General features: G+C 44.5%; 31 protein-coding genes and 3 pseudogenes. 15 read left to right on the top strand and 19 right to left on the bottom strand.

The window, feature by feature from the left end; all coding sequences use genetic code 11:
* The first annotated feature begins 10 nt into the window (after nt 1-10).
* A pseudogene (locus tag JCM16159_RS01780) lies at nt 11-848 on the top strand (ATP-dependent Clp protease proteolytic subunit).
* Nucleotides 849-970: 122 nt separating this feature from the next.
* On the opposite strand, the gene JCM16159_RS01775 reads toward JCM16159_RS01780, so the two are convergent.
* Nucleotides 971-1,492, bottom strand: a complete 522-nt coding sequence (locus JCM16159_RS01775; protein WP_054856769.1) for a hypothetical protein — start codon at nt 1,490-1,492, stop codon at nt 971-973.
* A 65-nt stretch (nt 1,493-1,557) separates the two neighbouring features.
* Entirely contained in the window at nt 1,558-2,334 is a 777-nt protein-coding gene (locus tag JCM16159_RS01770; protein ID WP_054856768.1) for a glycosyltransferase, read from the bottom strand.
* Nucleotides 2,335-2,548: 214 nt separating this feature from the next.
* On the opposite strand from JCM16159_RS01770, the pseudogene bgaS reads away from it, so the two are divergent.
* A pseudogene (gene bgaS, locus JCM16159_RS18220) lies at nt 2,549-3,951 on the top strand (beta-galactosidase BgaS).
* Here the strand turns inward: bgaS and JCM16159_RS01760 are convergent.
* On the bottom strand, nt 3,952-4,350 hold the full coding sequence (locus tag JCM16159_RS01760; RefSeq protein WP_243665551.1) for a type II toxin-antitoxin system VapC family toxin: 399 nt from the start codon (nt 4,348-4,350) through the stop codon (nt 3,952-3,954).
* Complete coding sequence (locus JCM16159_RS01755; RefSeq protein ID WP_054856766.1) at nt 4,343-4,576, bottom strand: hypothetical protein; 234 nt, start codon at nt 4,574-4,576, stop codon at nt 4,343-4,345. Before JCM16159_RS01755 ends, JCM16159_RS01760 begins: the two co-directional genes overlap by 8 nt.
* A gap of 203 nt (nt 4,577-4,779) precedes the next feature.
* Between JCM16159_RS01755 and JCM16159_RS13480 the strand changes: the two genes are divergently transcribed.
* The 6 genes from JCM16159_RS13480 to JCM16159_RS01735 all read left to right on the top strand — a co-directional run bounded on the left by JCM16159_RS13480 (nt 4,780) and on the right by JCM16159_RS01735 (nt 7,467).
* Nucleotides 4,780-5,316 carry an MFS transporter gene (locus JCM16159_RS13480; RefSeq protein ID WP_243665550.1) on the top strand — a complete coding sequence of 179 codons (537 nt, stop codon included), beginning with the start codon at nt 4,780-4,782 and terminating at the stop codon, nt 5,314-5,316.
* Nucleotides 5,304-5,690: a hypothetical protein gene (locus JCM16159_RS13475; RefSeq protein WP_243665549.1), complete on the top strand. Its 387-nt coding sequence runs from the start codon at nt 5,304-5,306 to the stop codon at nt 5,688-5,690. The genes JCM16159_RS13480 and JCM16159_RS13475 overlap by 13 nt, the downstream gene beginning before the upstream one ends.
* On the top strand, nt 5,687-6,199 hold the full coding sequence (locus JCM16159_RS13470; protein WP_243665548.1) for a hypothetical protein: 513 nt from the start codon (nt 5,687-5,689) through the stop codon (nt 6,197-6,199). The genes JCM16159_RS13475 and JCM16159_RS13470 overlap by 4 nt, the downstream gene beginning before the upstream one ends.
* A gap of 39 nt (nt 6,200-6,238) precedes the next feature.
* Nucleotides 6,239-6,349 (top strand): HEPN domain-containing protein, encoded by a 111-nt coding sequence (locus JCM16159_RS18215; RefSeq protein ID WP_367834205.1) that lies wholly within the window; start codon nt 6,239-6,241, stop codon nt 6,347-6,349.
* A gap of 4 nt (nt 6,350-6,353) precedes the next feature.
* Nucleotides 6,354-7,004 carry a HEPN domain-containing protein gene (locus JCM16159_RS18210; protein WP_367834204.1) on the top strand — a complete coding sequence of 217 codons (651 nt, stop codon included), beginning with the start codon at nt 6,354-6,356 and terminating at the stop codon, nt 7,002-7,004.
* Between the two features lie 106 nt (nt 7,005-7,110).
* Nucleotides 7,111-7,467: a nucleotidyltransferase domain-containing protein gene (locus JCM16159_RS01735; RefSeq protein WP_054856764.1), complete on the top strand. Its 357-nt coding sequence runs from the start codon at nt 7,111-7,113 to the stop codon at nt 7,465-7,467.
* On the opposite strand, the gene JCM16159_RS01730 is transcribed toward JCM16159_RS01735, so the two are convergent.
* The 5 genes from JCM16159_RS01730 to JCM16159_RS01710 form a co-directional block, all read right to left on the bottom strand.
* Entirely contained in the window at nt 7,464-8,225 is a 762-nt protein-coding gene (locus JCM16159_RS01730; RefSeq protein WP_054856763.1) for a hypothetical protein, read from the bottom strand. The two genes, JCM16159_RS01735 and JCM16159_RS01730, sit on opposite strands and share 4 nt — an antisense overlap.
* A 10-nt stretch (nt 8,226-8,235) precedes the next feature.
* Nucleotides 8,236-8,541, bottom strand: coding sequence for a hypothetical protein (locus JCM16159_RS01725; RefSeq protein ID WP_054856762.1), 306 nt, complete (start codon nt 8,539-8,541; stop codon nt 8,236-8,238).
* The gene (locus tag JCM16159_RS01720; protein ID WP_054856761.1) at nt 8,538-8,816 is read right to left on the bottom strand and encodes a hypothetical protein; all 279 of its coding nucleotides are present in this window, start codon (nt 8,814-8,816) and stop codon (nt 8,538-8,540) included. The genes JCM16159_RS01725 and JCM16159_RS01720 overlap by 4 nt, the downstream gene beginning before the upstream one ends.
* Nucleotides 8,817-8,898: 82 nt before the next feature.
* Nucleotides 8,899-9,273 (bottom strand): cupin domain-containing protein, encoded by a 375-nt coding sequence (locus JCM16159_RS01715; protein ID WP_054856894.1) that lies wholly within the window; start codon nt 9,271-9,273, stop codon nt 8,899-8,901.
* Nucleotides 9,274-9,408: 135 nt separating this feature from the next.
* Nucleotides 9,409-9,831 (bottom strand): PaREP1 family protein, encoded by a 423-nt coding sequence (locus JCM16159_RS01710; RefSeq protein ID WP_367834203.1) that lies wholly within the window; start codon nt 9,829-9,831, stop codon nt 9,409-9,411.
* 92 nt (nt 9,832-9,923) lie between these two features.
* Here JCM16159_RS01710 and JCM16159_RS01705 point away from each other — a divergent pair.
* A pseudogene (locus tag JCM16159_RS01705) lies at nt 9,924-10,552 on the top strand (hypothetical protein).
* Here JCM16159_RS01705 and JCM16159_RS13460 read toward each other — a convergent pair.
* The 4 genes from JCM16159_RS13460 to JCM16159_RS13455 form a co-directional block, all read right to left on the bottom strand.
* Nucleotides 10,553-10,732, bottom strand: a complete 180-nt coding sequence (locus JCM16159_RS13460) for a hypothetical protein (RefSeq protein ID WP_243665547.1) — start codon at nt 10,730-10,732, stop codon at nt 10,553-10,555.
* 211 nt (nt 10,733-10,943) lie between these two features.
* Nucleotides 10,944-11,189, bottom strand: a complete 246-nt coding sequence (locus JCM16159_RS01695) for a hypothetical protein (protein WP_054856759.1) — start codon at nt 11,187-11,189, stop codon at nt 10,944-10,946.
* A 153-nt stretch (nt 11,190-11,342) separates the two neighbouring features.
* Nucleotides 11,343-11,768, bottom strand: a complete 426-nt coding sequence (locus JCM16159_RS01690) for an ATP-binding cassette domain-containing protein (protein WP_054856758.1) — start codon at nt 11,766-11,768, stop codon at nt 11,343-11,345.
* Nucleotides 11,769-11,815: 47 nt separating this feature from the next.
* Nucleotides 11,816-11,971, bottom strand: coding sequence for a hypothetical protein (locus tag JCM16159_RS13455; protein ID WP_243665546.1), 156 nt, complete (start codon nt 11,969-11,971; stop codon nt 11,816-11,818).
* 258 nt (nt 11,972-12,229) lie between these two features.
* On the opposite strand from JCM16159_RS13455, the gene JCM16159_RS13450 reads away from it, so the two are divergent.
* Together JCM16159_RS13450 and JCM16159_RS13445 are read left to right on the top strand one after the other, a co-directional pair.
* A complete protein-coding gene (locus tag JCM16159_RS13450; protein WP_243665545.1) occupies nt 12,230-12,469 on the top strand; it encodes a PaREP1 family protein in 240 nt (79 codons plus the stop codon).
* Between the two features lie 24 nt (nt 12,470-12,493).
* Complete coding sequence (locus JCM16159_RS13445) at nt 12,494-12,712, top strand: hypothetical protein (RefSeq protein WP_243665544.1); 219 nt, start codon at nt 12,494-12,496, stop codon at nt 12,710-12,712.
* Nucleotides 12,713-12,728: 16 nt separating this feature from the next.
* Here JCM16159_RS13445 and JCM16159_RS01680 read toward each other — a convergent pair whose 3' ends face one another.
* Genes JCM16159_RS01680 through JCM16159_RS13435 form a run of 3 tightly spaced genes read right to left on the bottom strand, consistent with a single transcriptional unit; the run spans nt 12,729 to nt 14,344 of the window.
* Entirely contained in the window at nt 12,729-13,595 is an 867-nt protein-coding gene (locus JCM16159_RS01680) for a hypothetical protein (RefSeq protein ID WP_054856757.1), read from the bottom strand.
* A 9-nt stretch (nt 13,596-13,604) separates the two neighbouring features.
* Nucleotides 13,605-13,796 carry a hypothetical protein gene (locus JCM16159_RS13440; protein ID WP_243665543.1) on the bottom strand — a complete coding sequence of 64 codons (192 nt, stop codon included), beginning with the start codon at nt 13,794-13,796 and terminating at the stop codon, nt 13,605-13,607.
* Entirely contained in the window at nt 13,796-14,344 is a 549-nt protein-coding gene (locus tag JCM16159_RS13435) for an SPFH domain-containing protein (protein WP_243665694.1), read from the bottom strand. Before JCM16159_RS13435 ends, JCM16159_RS13440 begins: the two co-directional genes overlap by 1 nt.
* A gap of 216 nt (nt 14,345-14,560) precedes the next feature.
* On the opposite strand from JCM16159_RS13435, the gene JCM16159_RS01670 reads away from it, so the two are divergent.
* The 4 genes from JCM16159_RS01670 to JCM16159_RS01655 all read left to right on the top strand — a co-directional run bounded on the left by JCM16159_RS01670 (nt 14,561) and on the right by JCM16159_RS01655 (nt 16,359).
* Nucleotides 14,561-14,983, top strand: a complete 423-nt coding sequence (locus JCM16159_RS01670) for a hypothetical protein (protein WP_054856756.1) — start codon at nt 14,561-14,563, stop codon at nt 14,981-14,983.
* 55 nt (nt 14,984-15,038) lie between these two features.
* Entirely contained in the window at nt 15,039-15,392 is a 354-nt protein-coding gene (locus JCM16159_RS01665; protein WP_054856755.1) for a hypothetical protein, read from the top strand.
* Nucleotides 15,393-15,465: 73 nt separating this feature from the next.
* On the top strand, nt 15,466-15,786 hold the full coding sequence (locus tag JCM16159_RS01660; RefSeq protein ID WP_054856754.1) for a hypothetical protein: 321 nt from the start codon (nt 15,466-15,468) through the stop codon (nt 15,784-15,786).
* Nucleotides 15,787-15,840: 54 nt separating this feature from the next.
* Nucleotides 15,841-16,359: a hypothetical protein gene (locus tag JCM16159_RS01655; RefSeq protein ID WP_054856753.1), complete on the top strand. Its 519-nt coding sequence runs from the start codon at nt 15,841-15,843 to the stop codon at nt 16,357-16,359.
* A 7-nt stretch (nt 16,360-16,366) separates the two neighbouring features.
* Here JCM16159_RS01655 and JCM16159_RS01650 read toward each other — a convergent pair whose 3' ends face one another.
* Genes JCM16159_RS01650 through thiI form a run of 3 tightly spaced genes read right to left on the bottom strand, consistent with a single transcriptional unit; the run spans nt 16,367 to nt 18,611 of the window.
* On the bottom strand, nt 16,367-17,137 hold the full coding sequence (locus JCM16159_RS01650) for an endonuclease V (protein ID WP_054856752.1): 771 nt from the start codon (nt 17,135-17,137) through the stop codon (nt 16,367-16,369).
* Nucleotides 17,134-17,364, bottom strand: a complete 231-nt coding sequence (locus JCM16159_RS13430) for a rhodanese-like domain-containing protein (protein ID WP_243665542.1) — start codon at nt 17,362-17,364, stop codon at nt 17,134-17,136. The genes JCM16159_RS01650 and JCM16159_RS13430 overlap by 4 nt, the downstream gene beginning before the upstream one ends.
* Nucleotides 17,349-18,611, bottom strand: a complete 1,263-nt coding sequence (gene thiI / locus JCM16159_RS01645) for a tRNA uracil 4-sulfurtransferase ThiI (RefSeq protein ID WP_243665541.1) — start codon at nt 18,609-18,611, stop codon at nt 17,349-17,351. Before thiI ends, JCM16159_RS13430 begins: the two co-directional genes overlap by 16 nt.
* Between the last annotated feature and the right edge of the window lie 22 nt (nt 18,612-18,633).

Below are 18,633 nucleotides of genomic sequence, written 5' to 3'. Positions count from 1 at the left end.
TATTTTTATGATGATACTCGATATATACACCGACATACTTGGTTATCTCTTTTGGGTACTCCTCTTCATAGCGATGTTATCACCGTGGCTATCAATGAGGTCGTTACAGCATACGAGATTGAGGCTCATTGCATTGATGGAGCGTAAGTATGGATCTAGGGTAATAACTATGATACACAGGCAGGAGAGGATTGGTTTGCTCGGCGTCCCAATTTATAGGTACATAGATATTGAGGATTCGGAGGCCATTATAAGGGCTATCAGGACGACCCCACCCAACATGCCAATAATGCTCATACTACACACACCGGGTGGTCTCGTACTTGCGGCATCACAAATCGCCAAAGCCCTTAAGTCACATCCGGCTAAGAAGGTCGTAGTAATACCTCACTACGCCATGAGCGGAGGCACATTAATTGCCCTGGCAGCTGATGAAATAATAATGGACCCAAACGCAGTACTTGGACCATTAGACCCACAGCTAGGCGGACCTGGTGGAACCTACTTACCCGCGCCATCAATACTTAGGGCAGTTGAGATTAAGGGTAGGGATAAGTTGATGACCAAACATTAATACTTGCGGACATGGCTGATAAGCTATTCGCCAGGTGAAGGAGCTGGTCATTGAGTTAATAAGGGATAAGGTTGGTGATGAAAGGGCGCAGCAAATAGCTGATAAGCTTGTGAGTGGTTATTACACTCATGATTACCCAATAACCGTGGAGCAGCTAAGGGAAATGGGGCTTAAGGTATCGACCGATGTGCCGCCTGAGGTTTATGAATTAATGACGCTATACCCACAGGCCAGGGCGAATAGGCCTGGGATTGAGTATTTGCATATCCAATAGTGCCAAGGCCTACAACAAGGGAGGCGAGAAGTGAGGTGGTATTTCCATAAGTAGTACCTGGACAGAGGAATTAAATAAAGAAAATTGATATTTTTAATTTGAATCTTATAGTTACGCATCATTTATTGCCTCGATCTTCTCATTAATATAATTATTATCGCTACCAACACGACAATTATTACTATAATTACGGTTATCAAGAACATGCTCTGATTGCCATAATTGGTATTGCCTGTCGGGCTATTTGTTTTAGGCATTGGTATTGTTATGTTTATTTGGTTTGTGAAGTTCTCGTTTGTTAAGTAAAAATTGTATGTTTTGAAGATGGTTTCTCCATTTATTGTCGCGTTAATCGTGATAGTGATAATATCCCCCTTACCTGGTAATGGAGGTGGTGGTTGTGGAATTACGGCAATACCCTCATTATTTGTGGTAGTTGTGCCGTAGGCATGGAGCATCTGGGTCGTATATGACTGGACAAACTCCATGTACGTAATTGAGGCATTGCGTAAAGGACCTACACCCTGGATTGTTACATTTACCTGTGTTGTGTTTTGTGATGCTAGTGACGTTATCGATACTATGGTTATCGCCATTAGTATTGTTATAACTACGTATTTAGTGAATTCATTCTTGTTGATCACGATTATGACACGATAGTACTAATGTATATAAGCATTACGTTATGTGCTAACTCGGCATCCGTAGATTACCTACAGGTATTGTATTCCTTAATTACTCTATTAAATAATTCGTGGTCTTTAGCGGCCATGCCCATAAGTTCGCCATTTAGGACTTTCCTTGATGTTTGTTCTCCATGAATTCTGTACCTGGTTAGGATAATTGGGTCATGAAGCACGGCATAGCATTGAGTTAGTACCAGTATGAAGAATAGGGCATCTGAGTATAGATTAATGCTTTCAATGAGTTCAAGCCTACGGGCTAATGCGTCCTTAATCACTGACAAGCTTGATGTGTTGTAAAATAATGACCAGTAATTAGCATTTAGCCAATCATTGACACTGGAACGCATGTATAAGTCGGCATTGTCCCTAATAATGACGCTTCTTTCAAGGATCATTGAGCGATAATAGGCAGGTAATTCATGGTAATGTAGCTCGTTCCCGTTAGTATCAATGAATTGAAATAGGTTATGGTAAAGACCAAGCCCAGCAATTTTACTGAATGCCTCATCTACATGACTAAGCTTATTCTGCAGCCACTCATCATCATCGTCAAGGAACGCAATAACGTCACCGCTCGACTCCTCAATGCCCCTGACCCACATTGGGCCTACCCTGGTGCTTGCATTGTGGATTACAAAACCGTATGGATTAACTAAGTCCTTAATCTCCCTGTCCTCATATGACATAACAACGATTAATTCATCGGGTTTCCTTGTTTGGTTTATCACTGAAGAAATAGCGTGCTTAAGCAATGGAACCCTAGACCTAGTGGTACTGATAATTAAGGCCGTTATCTCCACACGAAGAACTTACCTGTTAATCATTTAATGATTACCGCAGTTTTCCCGTAGACCAAACCCTACTCATGGTTAAAACCTGAAAATTATCAAGGCAATTACTTGCATAGTAATATAGTAACTCCTAAAAATAATCCAAGATTAAGTTAGATACGTGACACTATCATTTCCCAAAGGCTTCAGGTTTGGCTGGTCTCAGGCCGGTTTTCAGCATGAGATGGGTGTTCCAGGTGATGAGGATCAAAATAGTGATTGGTGGGTTTGGGTTCATGATGGGGATAACATAATGTCTGGTCTCGTTAGTGGTGACTTGCCAGAGAATGGGCCTGGCTATTGGAGCTATACAGGGTTTTTCATGATAATGCCGTTAGGATGGGGCTCGACATTGCCAGGATCAATGTTGAGTGGTCCAGGGTATTCCCGAAACCAATGCCGGAGCCTCCCAGTGGTAATGTTGAAGTAGTTGACGATAGGGTAATCAAGGTTGATGTTGATGAACGCGACCTAAGGAGACTCGATGAGGCGGCTAATAAGGCTGCCATTGAACACTATAGGGTGATCTTCAATGATTTGAAGAATAGGAACATATTCTTCATACTGAACCTTTATCACTGGCCGTTACCGCTGTGGGTTCACGACCCAATAAGGGTCAGGAGAGGTGATCTTTCTGGACCCATTGGTTGGCTCGATATTAAGACGGCGATTAACTTTGCGAGGTTCGCAGCCTACGTGGCTTGGAAGCTTGATGATTTAGTCGATATGTATTCAACAATGAATGAGCCGAATGTGGTTGCTTGGAATGGTTACATCAATGTTAAGTGGGGGTTTCCACCTGGTTATCTAAGTCCTCTCTTGGCGGTGAAGGCCTTAATTAATTTAATTCAAGCTCATGCAAGGCTTATGATGCAATCAAGTCAATTAGTAAGAAACCTGTTGGACTTATATACGCAAATAACTCCTTCACTCCACTAACAGATAAAGATGATAAAGCCGTGGAATTGGCTGAACGAGACGCCAGATGGTTATTCTTTGATGCGGTCATTCACGGTAACTTATATGGTGAGGTCAGGGAAGATCTTAGGAATAAACTTGATTGGATTGGCGTTAATTATTATTCAAGGGTCGTGGTTAAACTCACCAACGATAATTCATATACAATAGTCCCTGGTTATGGGCATTACTGCGAAAGGAACTCCGTAAGCCCTGACAATAGGCCATGTAGTGACTTCGGCTGGGAGTTCTACCCAGAGGGTTTGTACGATGTATTGACAAAGTATTGGAGGAGGTATCACCTGCCATGTACGTTACTGAGAATGGGATTGCAGATTCGACCGATTACTTAAGGCCGTATTACCTAGTCAGCCACATTTACCAAGTGCATAGGCCCTGAGTGATGGAGTTGATGTTAGGGGTTACCTGCACTGGTCGTTGACTGACAACTACGAGTGGGCCTCAGGCTTCAGCATGAGGTTTGGCCTACTCTACGTCGATTATGCCACTAAGAAGCAGTACTGGAGGCCCTCGGCCTACATATATAGGGAGATAGCCATTAATAAGGCGATACCAGACGAAATAACGCACTTAAATACAATACCACCAATAAGGCAGCTAAGGAGGTGATTATTGAAATGGCATCACTACATTAATGCCTATCCTTCTCGCAACCTCTCCCTGTTTATTATCGAGCGTTAAAAGAGGTAAGCCCCTGCTTATTGCTAATGCTACGTATAACGCGTCGTATATGGTTATTCTATTATCCATCGCTATCGTGAATGCCTTATCGACGTACTTCTCCTCAGGCTCTATAATAATGTTCTTGCTAATTAACGACATTAATATGTCACGAAGCTTGATTGAGTACTCCTTAGTAATAATCCCTCTAATTTGCACCTTCCAAATTACGTTCATAACCTCCTTAATTACATGATCAACAGAGACCGAGTTCATGAAATAACCAATTAATGACTGCCAACCAGGTTCTTTAAGTATGAAGGCCGTTAATGCCGATGCATCAATCACTATTACGGTCCTCCCTCACCGAACTCACCGAGAATCCCCTGGGAACGCTTATTGGTATCTTCTCGAGCTCCTCAACGACACGCTTAATATTCTCCTCAGCCTCCAACTCCCTAATCCTCTCCTCAACAAACCTCCTCAACTCCTCAGCCCAGTTAACCCTGTCCTTAAACCTCTCCATCTTCTCCTTAATTTCCCTCCTAACCTTAAAACTAACGACACTAGACATTAAGGTGGTGTAGGTATACCAATTAATAAACCTATTAGTATACCATGCATGGATTACCTAGTGCTAATACCGGGACTGCATTAAGCCGTGGCGATGCAGTAAATGACTAAATGCCATGAACACATAAAGAAACTGAGACTCCGATAAGAGGCATTTGGTAAGGTCGTGAGTTAGATTTTTAATCAGTATTGATATCGGTTTACGTGCTAAGAAACCTTGGCGGCATTAGATTGAGTTCCGATGCGTTGAGATACCTCGCCGTTCTCGCGTCTATATCGATAATTGCGATGTACGTGGAGATGGTTGTCATGCCATCCCTACCAACCATAGAAAGGCAATACGGCATAACAGAGTCAGAGGTCTCGTGGGTCTTGTCCTCGGAGACGCTGGCTGGTCTGGCCCTCGCACCAATCCTTGGTAAGTTGGCTGATAGTTACGGTAGAAAGAAGGTATTGCTAATTACATTGATTATCTACTTTGTTGCTGTGTTCTTCACGAGCATGGCGCCGACATACCCAATCCTAATAATGCTCAGGACCATTCAGGGAATTGGACTTAGCATAAATCCTATTGGCTATACATTGCTTAGGGAGAAACTGCCGCCTAGGGAATGGCCTGTTGCCCAGGGAATCATTGCATCAACATTCGCGATTGGGGCTGCCGTAGCATTACCAATAGGCGCATACCTAGCCAGTATTATTCCTGGCAGTTCGCGTACGAGACGGCATTGCCAATACTAGCCGTGCTAATACTCATGGCCTACTTGGTATTACCCGAGTCCGAGGCAAGAGTTAGCGAAAGCATTGATTATGTAGGCCTGGCACTATTGGCAATGTCCTTCGTAATAATTGGTTACTCATTCACAGAAGCTCCGACCTGGGGTTGGTTATCGGAGGATTTCTGGCTTGGCATTGCACTTGGGTTGGCCATATTGTTCCTATTTATTAATCATGAACTGTCCACGCAGAACCCAATAATAAACATAGGCGACTTCGCAAACCCCAACATAGCGGTGCCCCTACTCTCGTCCTTCGTCGCCGGCTTTGGTATGTTCCTGTCATTCCAAGCCCTTGTGTATATGTTTGAATTGCCTAAGCCATTGGTTATGGCATGACAATACTAAGGACAGGCCTCACACTGGCGCCCATAGCCTTAATAATGCTCTTTGCAGGTCCATTATACGGCATCCTAATGAACGCCGTCGGTTATAGAAGGGTGTTAATCATAACGTCTGGAATAGCAGCAATTGGAGGCTTGCTGATGGCGGCCACGGTTTACATACACGAGTTAATGATCACGATAATCGTGATGATCATAAGCATGGTGGGCATAGCCGGCATGACCGTGACCAGGATAACGTTATTAATATCATCAGCTTCTAGGGAAAGGATGGCCACAATGACTGGCACTAACACTGCCATGAGGCTCATGGGCAATACGCTAGGCCCGGTGATCGCGGGTTCTCTAGAGACCACCTATAGGACTCCACTACTCGCCTACTACCTAAATGGCATGCCCATATTCTATGAGGTACCTGGTAAGGAATCCTTCGTACTATCCTTCGTGATAGCCTCAATCACGGCATTCATAGTGATGATAATGTCGACGAAGGTGACGAGATAAACCTTAATAGCGTCCTCATAATACATTACCCATAATTTAATGGCGGAGCCATGGCTTAATAAAGCGAGGAGATTTAGGGATTATGCGAGGGAGGACTTAGCGAATAACAGGTTTGACTCAGCTGCATTTTTTTGCCCAGCAGTCCGTTGAGCTATTGATCAAGGGATTGCTCATTAAGATTGGTGGTTCACGACCAATCACTCACTCAACATCTGAGTTACTTCAATACCTAATGAAGATCCTGGGTAAGGAGGCACCTCAGGAAGTTACTAGGTGCGCTGAATTACTTGAGCAACACTACGTCCAGGCGCGCTACCCAGATGCCAGGATTAACGATTACAGGAGGTGGGAGCTGAGGAGGCCGTTAGGTGTATGGACGTGGTGTGGGATTATGTACAGCAGGTGGTTGGAGGCACTTAATGAGATTACTAGGCAGAGGGAGGTTAGGTTTAGGGAGGTGCTTGATGAGTTGTGCCGTAAGTCCTTAGTAGTAGTCTTATTTGGTTCCAGGGCTAGGGGTGATAATACTCCGTTGAGTGATTGGGATTTGATGGTTGTTATACCCACTGGTGATTATAGGATTGAGGTGAGGGATATTGGGCAGGTGGTTTGGTTGCCATTGAGTAGGTTAAATGAGGTTCTTGAGAGTTCTATGGTGATACTCGATGCCGTAACTGATGGTAAGGTGCTTTGCGGTGATTCAAGAATCTTTGATGACATTAGGGATAGGGTGAGGAGGTACATTGAGGAGAGGGGCTTGGTCAGGACTAAGAGTGGTTGGTTCCCAAAGGGCATAGTTAAATAGGTGTGGTACTGAGTAATCGGAGTAATGAGTTTCCTAAGTCAAAGTTTAGCAAGGATGATGCGTAGAGAGCACTTAATATAGCTCATGAGTTCGATGAGGTGGATAAATGCCTACTCTCGTAGATTTGCTGATCGATGTTAAGAGGATTAGGGATAGAATTCTCAGTAACATTGATTATTACCTAGACAGAATTAAAGACGTGGTGCTCAGGCTCGACCCCAATGCAGAATTAATGCTCATTGGTAGTTATGTACGTAGTAACTTCAAGCCTGATAGTGACGTTGATGTCCTGATAATATCTGATGTGTATGGTGATGACCCGCATAAGTACGTGGAATTGATCATGAATATCATTAAAGAGGTTGGTGATGAAGCACTCATGGTATTTGAGTTTCACGCGGTCAGTAGAAAGGCATACAATGAATGGTACAGTAAATTCATCGACATCTATAGGATTATTTAAATGCCCAGGTAATTGCACGTGTGAATCTCAAGCCCTAATTTGTCCTTGAGCACGTTAATGAGCTCACTCCCAGCACCATGAGGCAATGTGAGCTTTAATACCCTATCATTATATTTAACCTTGAATGCATCGTAACTCGTCATACCAAATATCATGCCAGGAATATTTAGCCCAGCAATGCAGATTATGGCTTCGCTGAGTGGTATGTCCAGTGATTCGTTAGTTGCAGTTGTGATATGCATGTAATCACTATATAGTAGGATATCCCTAATCTCATTCCTCCTAGCCTGGAGTGCTCTCCTAACTCTCCTAATTATGAGGTAATATGGTATGTATAAGCCAATCAGGATTAAGAGGATAACGGTATCGCTGAGCATGAACCTACCATGCATGATGTCAGTAGTAATTGCCCCCAGTATTACGAACGTGATTATTGCAATGAATATTGTGTAAATGACCTCACCAGACCTAAAACTCTTGCTAGGGGTGACCAATGCGTTGTTAAATCCCCAAATTGCATTATGTGATTCAACATACTCCCTCCTTCTCTCAGCACTTCTATAACCTCTATAGGCATAGATAAGGGTTCCAACACCAGGCATGACAAGAAGCCAAAGAGAACCGTAGAAGTAAATCCAGTCATGAACCTCCACTGATATTAACATTACAACAAGTCCAATGAGGATTAGAGCAAGGCCAAGCTTAACCAACGCGCCTGGTCTACCACCACCATAGGGACCAGAAACAATAATACTCATGATAATTACCCTAGCAGGCTAGGCTTGGTCTCTCAATCCTGCCTAACTTACCCATGTCCTTGACGACCCTCCCACCACACCAGTCAATCTTGGGCTTATTGTAATCGGTACTGAGCACCGTATTAAGCTTTCTACACTGTTCCGTGTCAATATGAAGTATGTAATCCTCACCATAGTGGCTTATCTTTAACCACACCCTGCCTGGATAATACGTCCCTACTGAGTATCGCCCTGGCTGTGTCCTATATGGCGGCGCATAGTCAGTTACACATGGATTAAAGTCCTCAATGGGTATTGTGACCTCATCCCCCTTCACTGTTGTGAACCAGACGTAGTCTTATAGAGTATGAAGTCCTTAATGTATTTTCCTCTTTCCCTAACGCTTTTAATTAACTGCCAAACCTCGAGCACTATGAATAAGGCAAAGAATAATTGAATTAATACGAACTCCCATAGTGGTATGTGATATTGCAGTGGTGCTAAATAACCAAACATAAACCATAATGCACCAGTGACAATCATTGCGAGCACCATCTTCCCAACCTCACTCATAGCCGTAGCAGGCCTGAGTTCAAGTACTGGCTCACTCATTATTAAATTGAAAGTAATTAGAATATTTAAACGTATCTGTTCAATTTCTAATAATAAACCTTAAACTTAAGCTCGATGTTAATTACTCAAGAACATCTATGCTCATGTCATCCTCATAGGATATTATTGTTATTAACTCCAGGTCTTCATTACCAATATTCATTATCGAATGTGACGTGTTTGGCCTTACGAATATGCACATGTCTGGTTTTATGTCAATGACGTCGTTATCCACAGTCATTCTCCCAACACCCCTCAGTACTATAAAGGTCTCCGCATAAGCATGCCTATGTAGTGGCGCCTTACCGCCAGGCTTAACCACCTGTCTCCTTACAGCGTATTTAGAGCCGTCGTCCTTACTCACAAGCCACTGGGTGTATACACCCACGGCACCCCTGATACTTAGTGGTTCCTCACGTACCTTCGTGATGTCATTAATAACCTTATAACTCGGCATGATAGTGTTATCCGCCTTATGCTTATACGTATTTCCCAATTGTTCATGTTTGTTCGGACTTCATTTTTATAATCTTGTTGGTCTCGTTCACGATTCTCTCAATATACGGATATCTAATTCTCACGGCTTCGGGGTCTAACTTCGCCTCGTGAAAGCCCCACACATGTAGTGCCATGCCCTGTCCCACGCTTCTCCAAACCAATCACCAAGTCTCTCACTTATGGCTTCAACAGCCTTTTCTAACTCCGTAACGGTCCATCTACCTCTTTCATTTACCTTACTCAGTATATCCCTTAGGCCGTAATATTGAGCCAGAGCCTTAACGCACTCCTCAGCAGCCTTGTAAAGCTTCTCGCTTGCCTGCACTGGATCTTTCTCGATTAACTCCTTACCTTCAATTAAGTATTTATTTGCAAGCTCTATCCTCGCCTCGATCATGGCGCTTGGGTCCAGGTTGATTACTTTCATTAACGCATCAAGCACAGCATCCTCGGGATTAAGCCCCCTCTTCTTCAATTCCTCAGCAATTATGCTTGGTATCATCACTTCCTCCGTCATTATATCTATATCATGCCTAAGTGAATTATATAACTTTGTGTAATTATAAGTGAATGAGAAATACTTAAAACCGGCGTGATTGTGGTGCTTCCGTGGACTTCGGAATATTCTTTGCGGCATTCGGTATAAGCCTACTCGAGCTCTCAGAGGCCGGTGCAGTCACGGCTATTTACCAGGGAATTTACAGGGGCTTTAAGCCAGTACTTTACGCGATAGCCGGCGTACTCCTGGTGCTAGTGCCTACATTCACCGTTGGTAAGTACATCATTTACCTACCACTCAACTACGTACTAGCTGCCTCAGCAATAATACTGTTCTACTTCGGGTATAGGCTATTGAGGAGCGCGCGTAGATCATTCAAGAGGAGCGGGAAGGGCAAGGGTAGTGAGGAGGAGCGTGGGGATTTAGCCGTGGTGTTTACGGTATCCGCCATAGAGGCCTTTGAGGCTGCCTGGTGCTCATCGCATTAATACCAAGGAGTTACTCATCAACTCATAGGCACTTTATCGGCCGCAGCATAGTAATTATCCTCACGGCAGTAATTAAGGACCAGATTGCCAGGATTAGGTTACCGCACCTGAAGTACGTACTTTCAGCCCTTCTCTTTAGCTTGGGAACACTGTGGGCCATTGAGGCGGCTGGAATTGACATAACAGACCTCGTACTAATACCATTCTTCCTAGCCTACCTAGGCATTAACTATCTAATCATTAAATTATGACTACGGTTCCTCACCCCTGGTTATCAACCCAACCCTATTAACCGGTGTCCTTAATGCAATGGGTATTGATGTTAAGGCCATTGCAATTGACACTACGGTTAAGGCAAAGTTCGATAGCTGCAGGAGCGTCGCTGGGTATGAAGTCGCGTTAGGCGTTATCATGATTACAGGTATAACCACTGAAAATAGGATTATAATGCTGGGAAGTGAAACGAGGGTGAAGGCTAGGTTCTTTGTTGACCCAATACCCGTGGATATCTTGAAGTACCTTGCTTTGAGAGCCCAATTAGCACGCTAAGCCCAGTAGTGAATAAGCCAACACCAAGTGGGGTCAGCAATACGGCCATTAATAATGTGTTTACTACATTAGGGGCCGTGAGCCACAGTGGTATTACACCATGGCCTCGGCAAGTAAGTAAAATGCCGCAAATGATGCTAATCCAACGATGTAGAGGGCCTTAATGAGCTCTTTATCGCTTAAGCCATTACCAAACAGTACTTCGAAAACGCCATTCTGCATGTCCGCCTGTATCGTGCCAAGTACGATAGTGGCGGATAATAGGGATACCATCATGGAAACAATGCCGATTAAAATAATTAGCATTAAAACCCTTGTGAAGGTTACGGCCTCACTCACGGCATATTAACACCATGAATATTCCTGGGATTAACCGTAATTATTATGTAATCAAACTGAGCGGCCACAAACACGGTGCCAGTAATAAGACCATTAACGTTATAAGGTAGTAAGTCCTGCCCACACTCCACGCCCTCCTGAGGTATGCCTTAATCATTCACTACCACCCAGTAACTCATCAATTACGGAGTTTCTAACCTCTAGTATATTGAACCCCTCAGACCTCAACTTACTCATAACGCTATTTAACTCATTCACACCAGCCTCAATAATCCTAGTCTCACGCTCTCTCCTAGCCACTATCCTCATAACACCACTAAGCCTGGAAACATCTCCGTGAAAAACCATCTTGCCATTCCTCATAATTAATAAGCCATCAGCCAATTCAAGGGCCTCGGCCATTATGTGCGTTGTGTATATAATAATGCCGTGTAAACTCTTCACAATTTCCCTAACCCTACCTGCGAAGTTCACGTCAAGCCCATCCGTTGGTTCATCAAGCACATAAACCCTAGGATCACCCAACATGGCTATGGCCACCTCAGCAATCCTTCTCTGACCATTACTCAGGGAACCCACCCTAGTATTCAATAAACCCCTGATACCAAGCCTATCAATTACCTCATCTAAGTTATTAGCGCCCTTAACCTCGGCATAAAACTCCAGGTTTCCCGCACGGTCATGTTAGGATCAAGTCCACTTGCATGACTAATGTAACCCACGTCACCTCCATGCAACGGTTTACCATCAAGCATTATTGAGCCGCCTAACGGCTTTAACACACCGGCAATGGCCTTAACAATGTCGTCTTACCCGAACCATTGGACCCAGTATGACTGTTCTACCTTCATTGAATTCCACGGTCAATCCATTAATGATTATCCTACTTCCATAACCAACAATCAAATTATTAATGCTCAACTTCATTGGCATTATCCTACTTCATGGAGTATTTACTTAAGATTTTCCCAGGAAAAGTGCAATTATATATTAAAAACCAATACCTTTTAAGGCCCTCAATAGTCAATTCTTATGTAAAAATGATTGAAATAAAGCTTAACCTAGATGAGATAGGTAAGTCAAGGCTCATGGAAGCTAAGGCCGAAATAGGAATGGCCGAGAAGTTCCTCAATGATGGATTACTTAGAAACGCCGCAGGCAAGGCTTTCCAGGCCTGGAAGTCTTACCTATCGTACTTAGCCACTAGGAATAGGGATTTATTTAATTTCGCAGGTTATAAGAGGGTTAGCCGTAACGTTAAGGTTTCGAGGAACGATTGAGTACTCGCTGTTATGCCTACGAATATGCTTATGGAAGTTGCGAGTAAATTAACCGAGAGGAGTGCCGACATTGTCGAATTAACATCACTCGCCCTGGTGATGCATGAGTATCAATACAATGGGCCAGACCCGACCAGCGTTATTAGTAAGATAACGAGTGATGAAATTGCCAGACAGGTAATTGCCAAGTTCATAGCTAGGGCTAAGGAATTGATCATGCAAGCCAGAGAAAGCCGTAATTAATTTTGATTTCCTTAATTTACTCCCTACTTAGGTACTTACTTGCTATTATATCCATAACCCTGACCAAGTCCTTGGTTAATGCATTATCCGCACCCTCCCTCGACCTAAGCACTACCTCATTACCCGTCTCGTTTATTTCGTAATTACTGATGTAGAGGGCGTTGGCGAGCCAAGTGGCGTACTCGATTGCCCTATTCTCACCAAAAGCCTTCACAGCGTCCTCATGTATTACCACCTCGAGTGGTTTAGCCCTTACCGTGACCAATGGTTTACAACCACCCGTCCTCTCAAGACACAGCTCAACGTGGGTATTCCCACCCAGTGACCGTAACACCAGGTTTTGATTACCGACGCTACCGTAGGTCCTAATCACACTAGCCGCTAATGTGCTCGTAGTGACCGGCTGAGAAGTAATTACTGGTGTTTGCGTAACCTCCCGCTGCGACTGAGTAACTGGGGGTTGAGCGATCATTGATTGATTAATTATGCCGAGTGATGCCAGTACCTCGCTGAATGCATTAATTACGGAATCAATGTTTTGACTAACCCACTCTGGGTAATGGCTCGGCTTCCTCCTTATCCTTAATTCAATGTCCCCACGCTCAACTGCCTCGTAATCCTCAATACCCAGCGCCCTAGCTAGCCTAACCGCCGTTATTCTAGCCGTCTCCACGCCGAATAATTCCATGAACTTCCTAGTCACCCTAATCATTGCGTTATAGTGATGACAGCCGGTGCTTAGTTCAATGAGTATTTCGGGGATCTTCCCTTGATTGAGTGTTGATAGGTTTATGAAGCATGATAGATTATCAATCCTTACCTCTTCAAGGATTATTTCAGAGTTCTTGTAAGTCCCAAGGCTTTTTAAGACGCTATGGCTCATAACCAATCATTAGCCCCCACTAATCTCAAAGTCACTTGATTGACTTGAACCACCTTGCTGCGACTGTTGGCGCTGCTGTGTCGGCGGTACCATTAATTGTGGTAGACCACTTGGCATCCCGGCCGTGGGCAGTATGTATATTGGGTAGTAGGGCACCCCAAGCATCATGTTCGTGGCCGCAGGATCACTCCTCTGGGCCATTATCTCCGCGAGCCTAGCCTAATCGCGGTGTTAACGTCAAGCCCAAGGGCCATGAACTGCACTACCCTCCTCATAGTCTCATCCTCAGGCTCTAGCCTGACAATCCTACATGTGATTAGGTGAACACCGACCTCGTCTAGGAATGACCTGAGACTTGCCGTTACGGCATCAGTGACCTTATGCAGATTGGCATAGACCTCATTTAGTGAGACTAGGTTAAGTACTTGGCTAACTGCTTGGTCTACGATTGGTGATACGTAGTTCTTGAAGTCCTCAACCGTGTACTTAAAGCCGCTGAACTGTACTGCGTTTATGAACTTGACGGGATCGGTAATCATGAAGTAATAGGCCACTTGATACCTCATTGGGACCAACTCCTTCGTCTGGGTGATACCCTCACTCCTTGCCTCATGCCTCGCCGTACTTGCAAAGAGTACCTCGACCTCCCAAGGCACATTACCCGCGTATTGGAACTTGGCGAAGAATTGGGATATTGGGTTAGCGGGTGTTTGAAGATCATGCGCGCCCGGGTCAAAGACGCCCTGTATCTGCCCTGTATCCTGACCACAGCCTTCTGGTTTGAGTATACGATGAGCCTCGACCTGGTCCTAACATCCACGGAGTGGTACTTCACTATTAAGTCGTCCGGGCCCATTTGATCAATTCCCTTCTCATCAATTGTGGATATTACCTGAGCCTTATCGACATATCGCTATTAAATTGTTAGTTTAATTTATAAAGTTTATTGCTAAATTGAAAAATTAATGTCGACGAGGGAGGTTAGGTATAATGCGGTGGCTGGTGTTGGTTATGCCTTCTTTGTGTCAGTGGTTACGTTAATACTTGAGGCACTGGCCAACGTATTCTACCCAACACCACTTGTCCTTAGCCCAATATGGGCATTAATCAGAGGTTACTGGTTATCCCTGGTATTGATTCTCGTCCTCTACGGGCTACTCATATTATTCGCAAAACCATATGGGTCTGAGGAAATGATGAGCTACAATATTTACTTCAGACCTGCCCAGAGGACCGTTATTTATGTTATAATTGCCGTGGCAATACTGGGCCTATTATTCGACATGTACCCAGGCCCTCTCTGGAGTAGGACTAAGATCGGTATTTTCATTGCGGTGAACATACTTGCGGGGGCCATAGGTGGGTATTTGGCTGCTCGGTTTGGTTAATTATTTTCAATGAAGGGTAGGGTTTATTAGTAATTAATTGTTAATTAGTAATTGAATGATAATAAACATTAAGCTCTACATGATCGAGGGTAAGGATGATAGATACTTAGAAATGATTAAGAGAGTTATTAAGGAAACAATGAGCGAATTAGGGCTTAGTAATGGCATTATTAGATTCGTATCAGTAAAGATTAGTAGGGAGTATATCGACGTAATACGCGGAATGCTACTTGGCGGTGAAGGCCCTGCTGAATTCATGCCAATAATCAATGAATTGAGGGAGTACGAAATATTTGACTTACCTGCGTTAATAATTAACGGTAGGAAAATAATTGAAGGAAGGGATTTAAGCCCCACCGAGGTTAGGCGTTTGATTACTAATAGAGTTAAAGAATTATTGCATGACTAATGATGCTAACTAAATCATGGGAATTCTCCTAGGTGTATTGCTTTAAAGGTAATAATGAATTTACTAATACACCATGCCTGACGTAACACCAATTGGCAGTAACTGGATTCTGTCCAGTTTAAATCTAGTTCCTGAGTTTAGGGTTGATGAGGGTAAGGTGATTATCAGGTTGACGGGGTGTGTTGAGGAACCAATTGTTAAGGTTGTGTGCCACACCGTTAGTTTTGAATTATCACTGAAGACAAGACCCGAGGATGTTAGGGAAATACTTAGGAGAGCCTATTACGAGTTGCTCGAGGCATTGGATACTAAGATTAAGGCTGCCAGGATTTTAACACATCTATACAGGGAGTTGCTTAATTCGTGTAAGGATGTCGTAGGAGTTGAATGCTGATTCCCATTCAATTACCAAGCTAGGTTTATAAAATTGAGCATGGATAGATGATCAATGTCCTCGGGTAATGAAGCAAAACCACCAATTTCGGAGTCCCCGTTAAGTCCATTAGAGCGATTGCAATTAATGGTGCCTGGGTTTAGGGGTTATAAGGTTAAGGACTTGATTAGGCAGGATGATTTCCTCGTTAGGAAGACCGTGGCCTCAATGCTCGAGGAAGCCCTTAACTTCATTCAGAGGGCTGAGGAGGAGGTGGCACGTAATAACCCATTCGACCCATTAATACAGCAGTACGAGACAGTGCTAAGTGACCTAAGGAGTTTAATAGCCGAGGTCTGGGGCTCACCAACCGGTGATGCTGGTATGCATGATAGGTTTAAGGTGTTTCCCGAGAACCTGGAGAAGCTGGTTGAGTATGACCTAAGGCTCGTGGATACTGCCAAGGCAATACTGGACTCTGCCAAGGCCAGGGCTAATCCGCAGGTCATCGACTCAATGATTAGGGATGCTAGGACATACTTTATTGAGAGACAGAAATTACTAATACCTGAGAAGCTCGGCGAGAAGTGGTGATGGCGAATCAAAGGTAGTTTCCCATTGATGACTTACATTCATTATTCAATTCCTCGATTAATCTCTCACTTAATCTTTTCGTAATCCTCCTCTTTAGGTTATTGGCCATGTTGTGCGAGTGAAGTATTGGTATTGGCATTTGAGAACCCACGCACAACCTCTTGATAAGGTTAACGGCGCTCCTCAGCGAAATCCCATAACCAACACTGACGTAGGTTGGCCTACTCGGCGCGCACTGGATTGCCCAGCCAATAACCTCGTTTGTGCCTATGTCAAGTATTGGTCCCTCAACCCCATCCACCTTACCGTATAGTAATGACTTAGCAACACCAATAGTGGGTACACGCATGCACACGCCGAAGTGGCTGGCGATGCCAAGCCTATATGGGTGTGCCCTACCGTGACCATCAATGAGGACCACCTGAGGCTTATTCCTCAACCTAAGGTAGGCATTCACCACAGGCTTTAACTCCCTGAAGGATAGTAGTGTTGGTACGTAAGGGAAAGTCACCGGACCAACCCAACAACTCCATTCAATAATCGACGACCTACCCAGGGAGTAGGTACTGGCAACTGAAACCCCTATCTCCACATCACCATGGTTAATATACGCCACGTCAACTCCTGATACTAAGTCAACATTATCGATATTGACTAAGTCCTCCTCAACAACCCTACTCGCCAATGCCCTCTGGATACTCCTGGCAGTCTCAAGGTGGAATCCCCTGGGCACCCTGGACTTCACGTAACCCTCACTAGGCCCCCTAGACACCCTCATGACAACCTCCTCAGCCTATCGATGTCTATGGAGAATGCCCTGAAACCCAACCTCCTAAGCTCAAGCGCACCCCACCTGCTGCTAAGGCCCCTGCTGCAGTATAGTACGTAGACCCTATCCCTACCCATGGCCTCCGCCATACTCACCAACCTATCAACATCCACATTTACAGCACCTGGGTAATGCCACGCCTCATACTCACCCCTACTCCTTAGATCAATGACCACGGCATTCTCGGCACGTGATCAATCTCCACATCGCTGGCACCAAGCATCAACCCATCAATGACCTTACCAGCCGCACTGGCCCTCAGGGTCACAATGCTATTAAGTAAGTTATTGATGAGGCTTTGATCGAGCTTTCTAAACTCACTATCCAACTCATCAATTGTAACCCTCGTCCTCGGCTTCTCGGAGAATATCGCGCAGAATTCCTCAGTCCTCATTGACTCCTCGTAAGTCCCAATCCTCCTGGCATAATCCATTATGTCATCCTTATCAAGGCCAATCAACGGCCTGTAGATTGGTATGTCGATGCCGTGCTCAATAGCCATTAGGTTATGTAGGGTCTGCGACGAAACCTGACCAAGCGACTCACCGGTCACTAACCCCAACGCGCCTATTGACCTGGCAACCCTGGATGCTACCTCATAAAGAACCCTCTTAAACAGCACGCTCCACATGTGTGGGTTAGCCTTGGCCCTAAACTCGCTGATTAATGGCGAGCAATCAATTATGAATAGCCTCGGGTCATAACCAATTGACCACCTACTGAATAGGGCGTGTGAAACCCTGAGGAAGTTAATAACATCGATGGGGTAAGCCAGGGAGCAGAACAACGCATCTATGTAGGAACCCCTCCTCATCATGAACCAGGCGGCAACCGGCGAGTCAAAGCCACCCGATATCAACGCCAGCAACCTACCCTCAGAACCAAGTGGTAGCCCGCCAGGGCCATTAATCACCTCGGTAAATAGGTACGCATTATCACCCCTAACCTCAATGAATAACTCAATATCGGGCCTCTCAAGATCAACACCAGCACTAAATGGCTTAAGCGCGGCACCAACGGCCTTGGCCACGTCCATTGAGGTGAAGTTATGCGAACCAACCCTGTGAACCCTAACCGCGAACCTCCTACCCCTAACTAAGTCACTCCATTCCTTAACCGCCGCATTTACTATGTCATTCAACTCCTTAAACACATAAGCCCTAACAGGAGATAAGGACTTAACACCAAAAACCCGACTAATCAAGTCAATACCCTCCTTAACCCTATCATCAGGCACCTCAACAAACAACCTACCCTGGGACCTTATGGCTTTAGCACTAATACCAATGCCCCTCAAACCACTAAGTATATTATGCATGAGCAATCCCTCCATCCTGGACCTCGTACCCACTCCCTTAATCGCAACCTCACCGTACCTAACCAATATCAACGCCATACAGCAATTATAGGTAAAAACACCCATGAATAAAAATCTACCTCAAGTG

The sequence above is a fragment of the Vulcanisaeta sp. JCM 16159 genome, assembly GCF_001316265.1.
Classification (GTDB): Archaea; Thermoproteota; Thermoprotei; order Thermoproteales; family Thermocladiaceae; genus Vulcanisaeta.
This window is presented reverse-complemented; position numbering and strand designations above follow the sequence as displayed.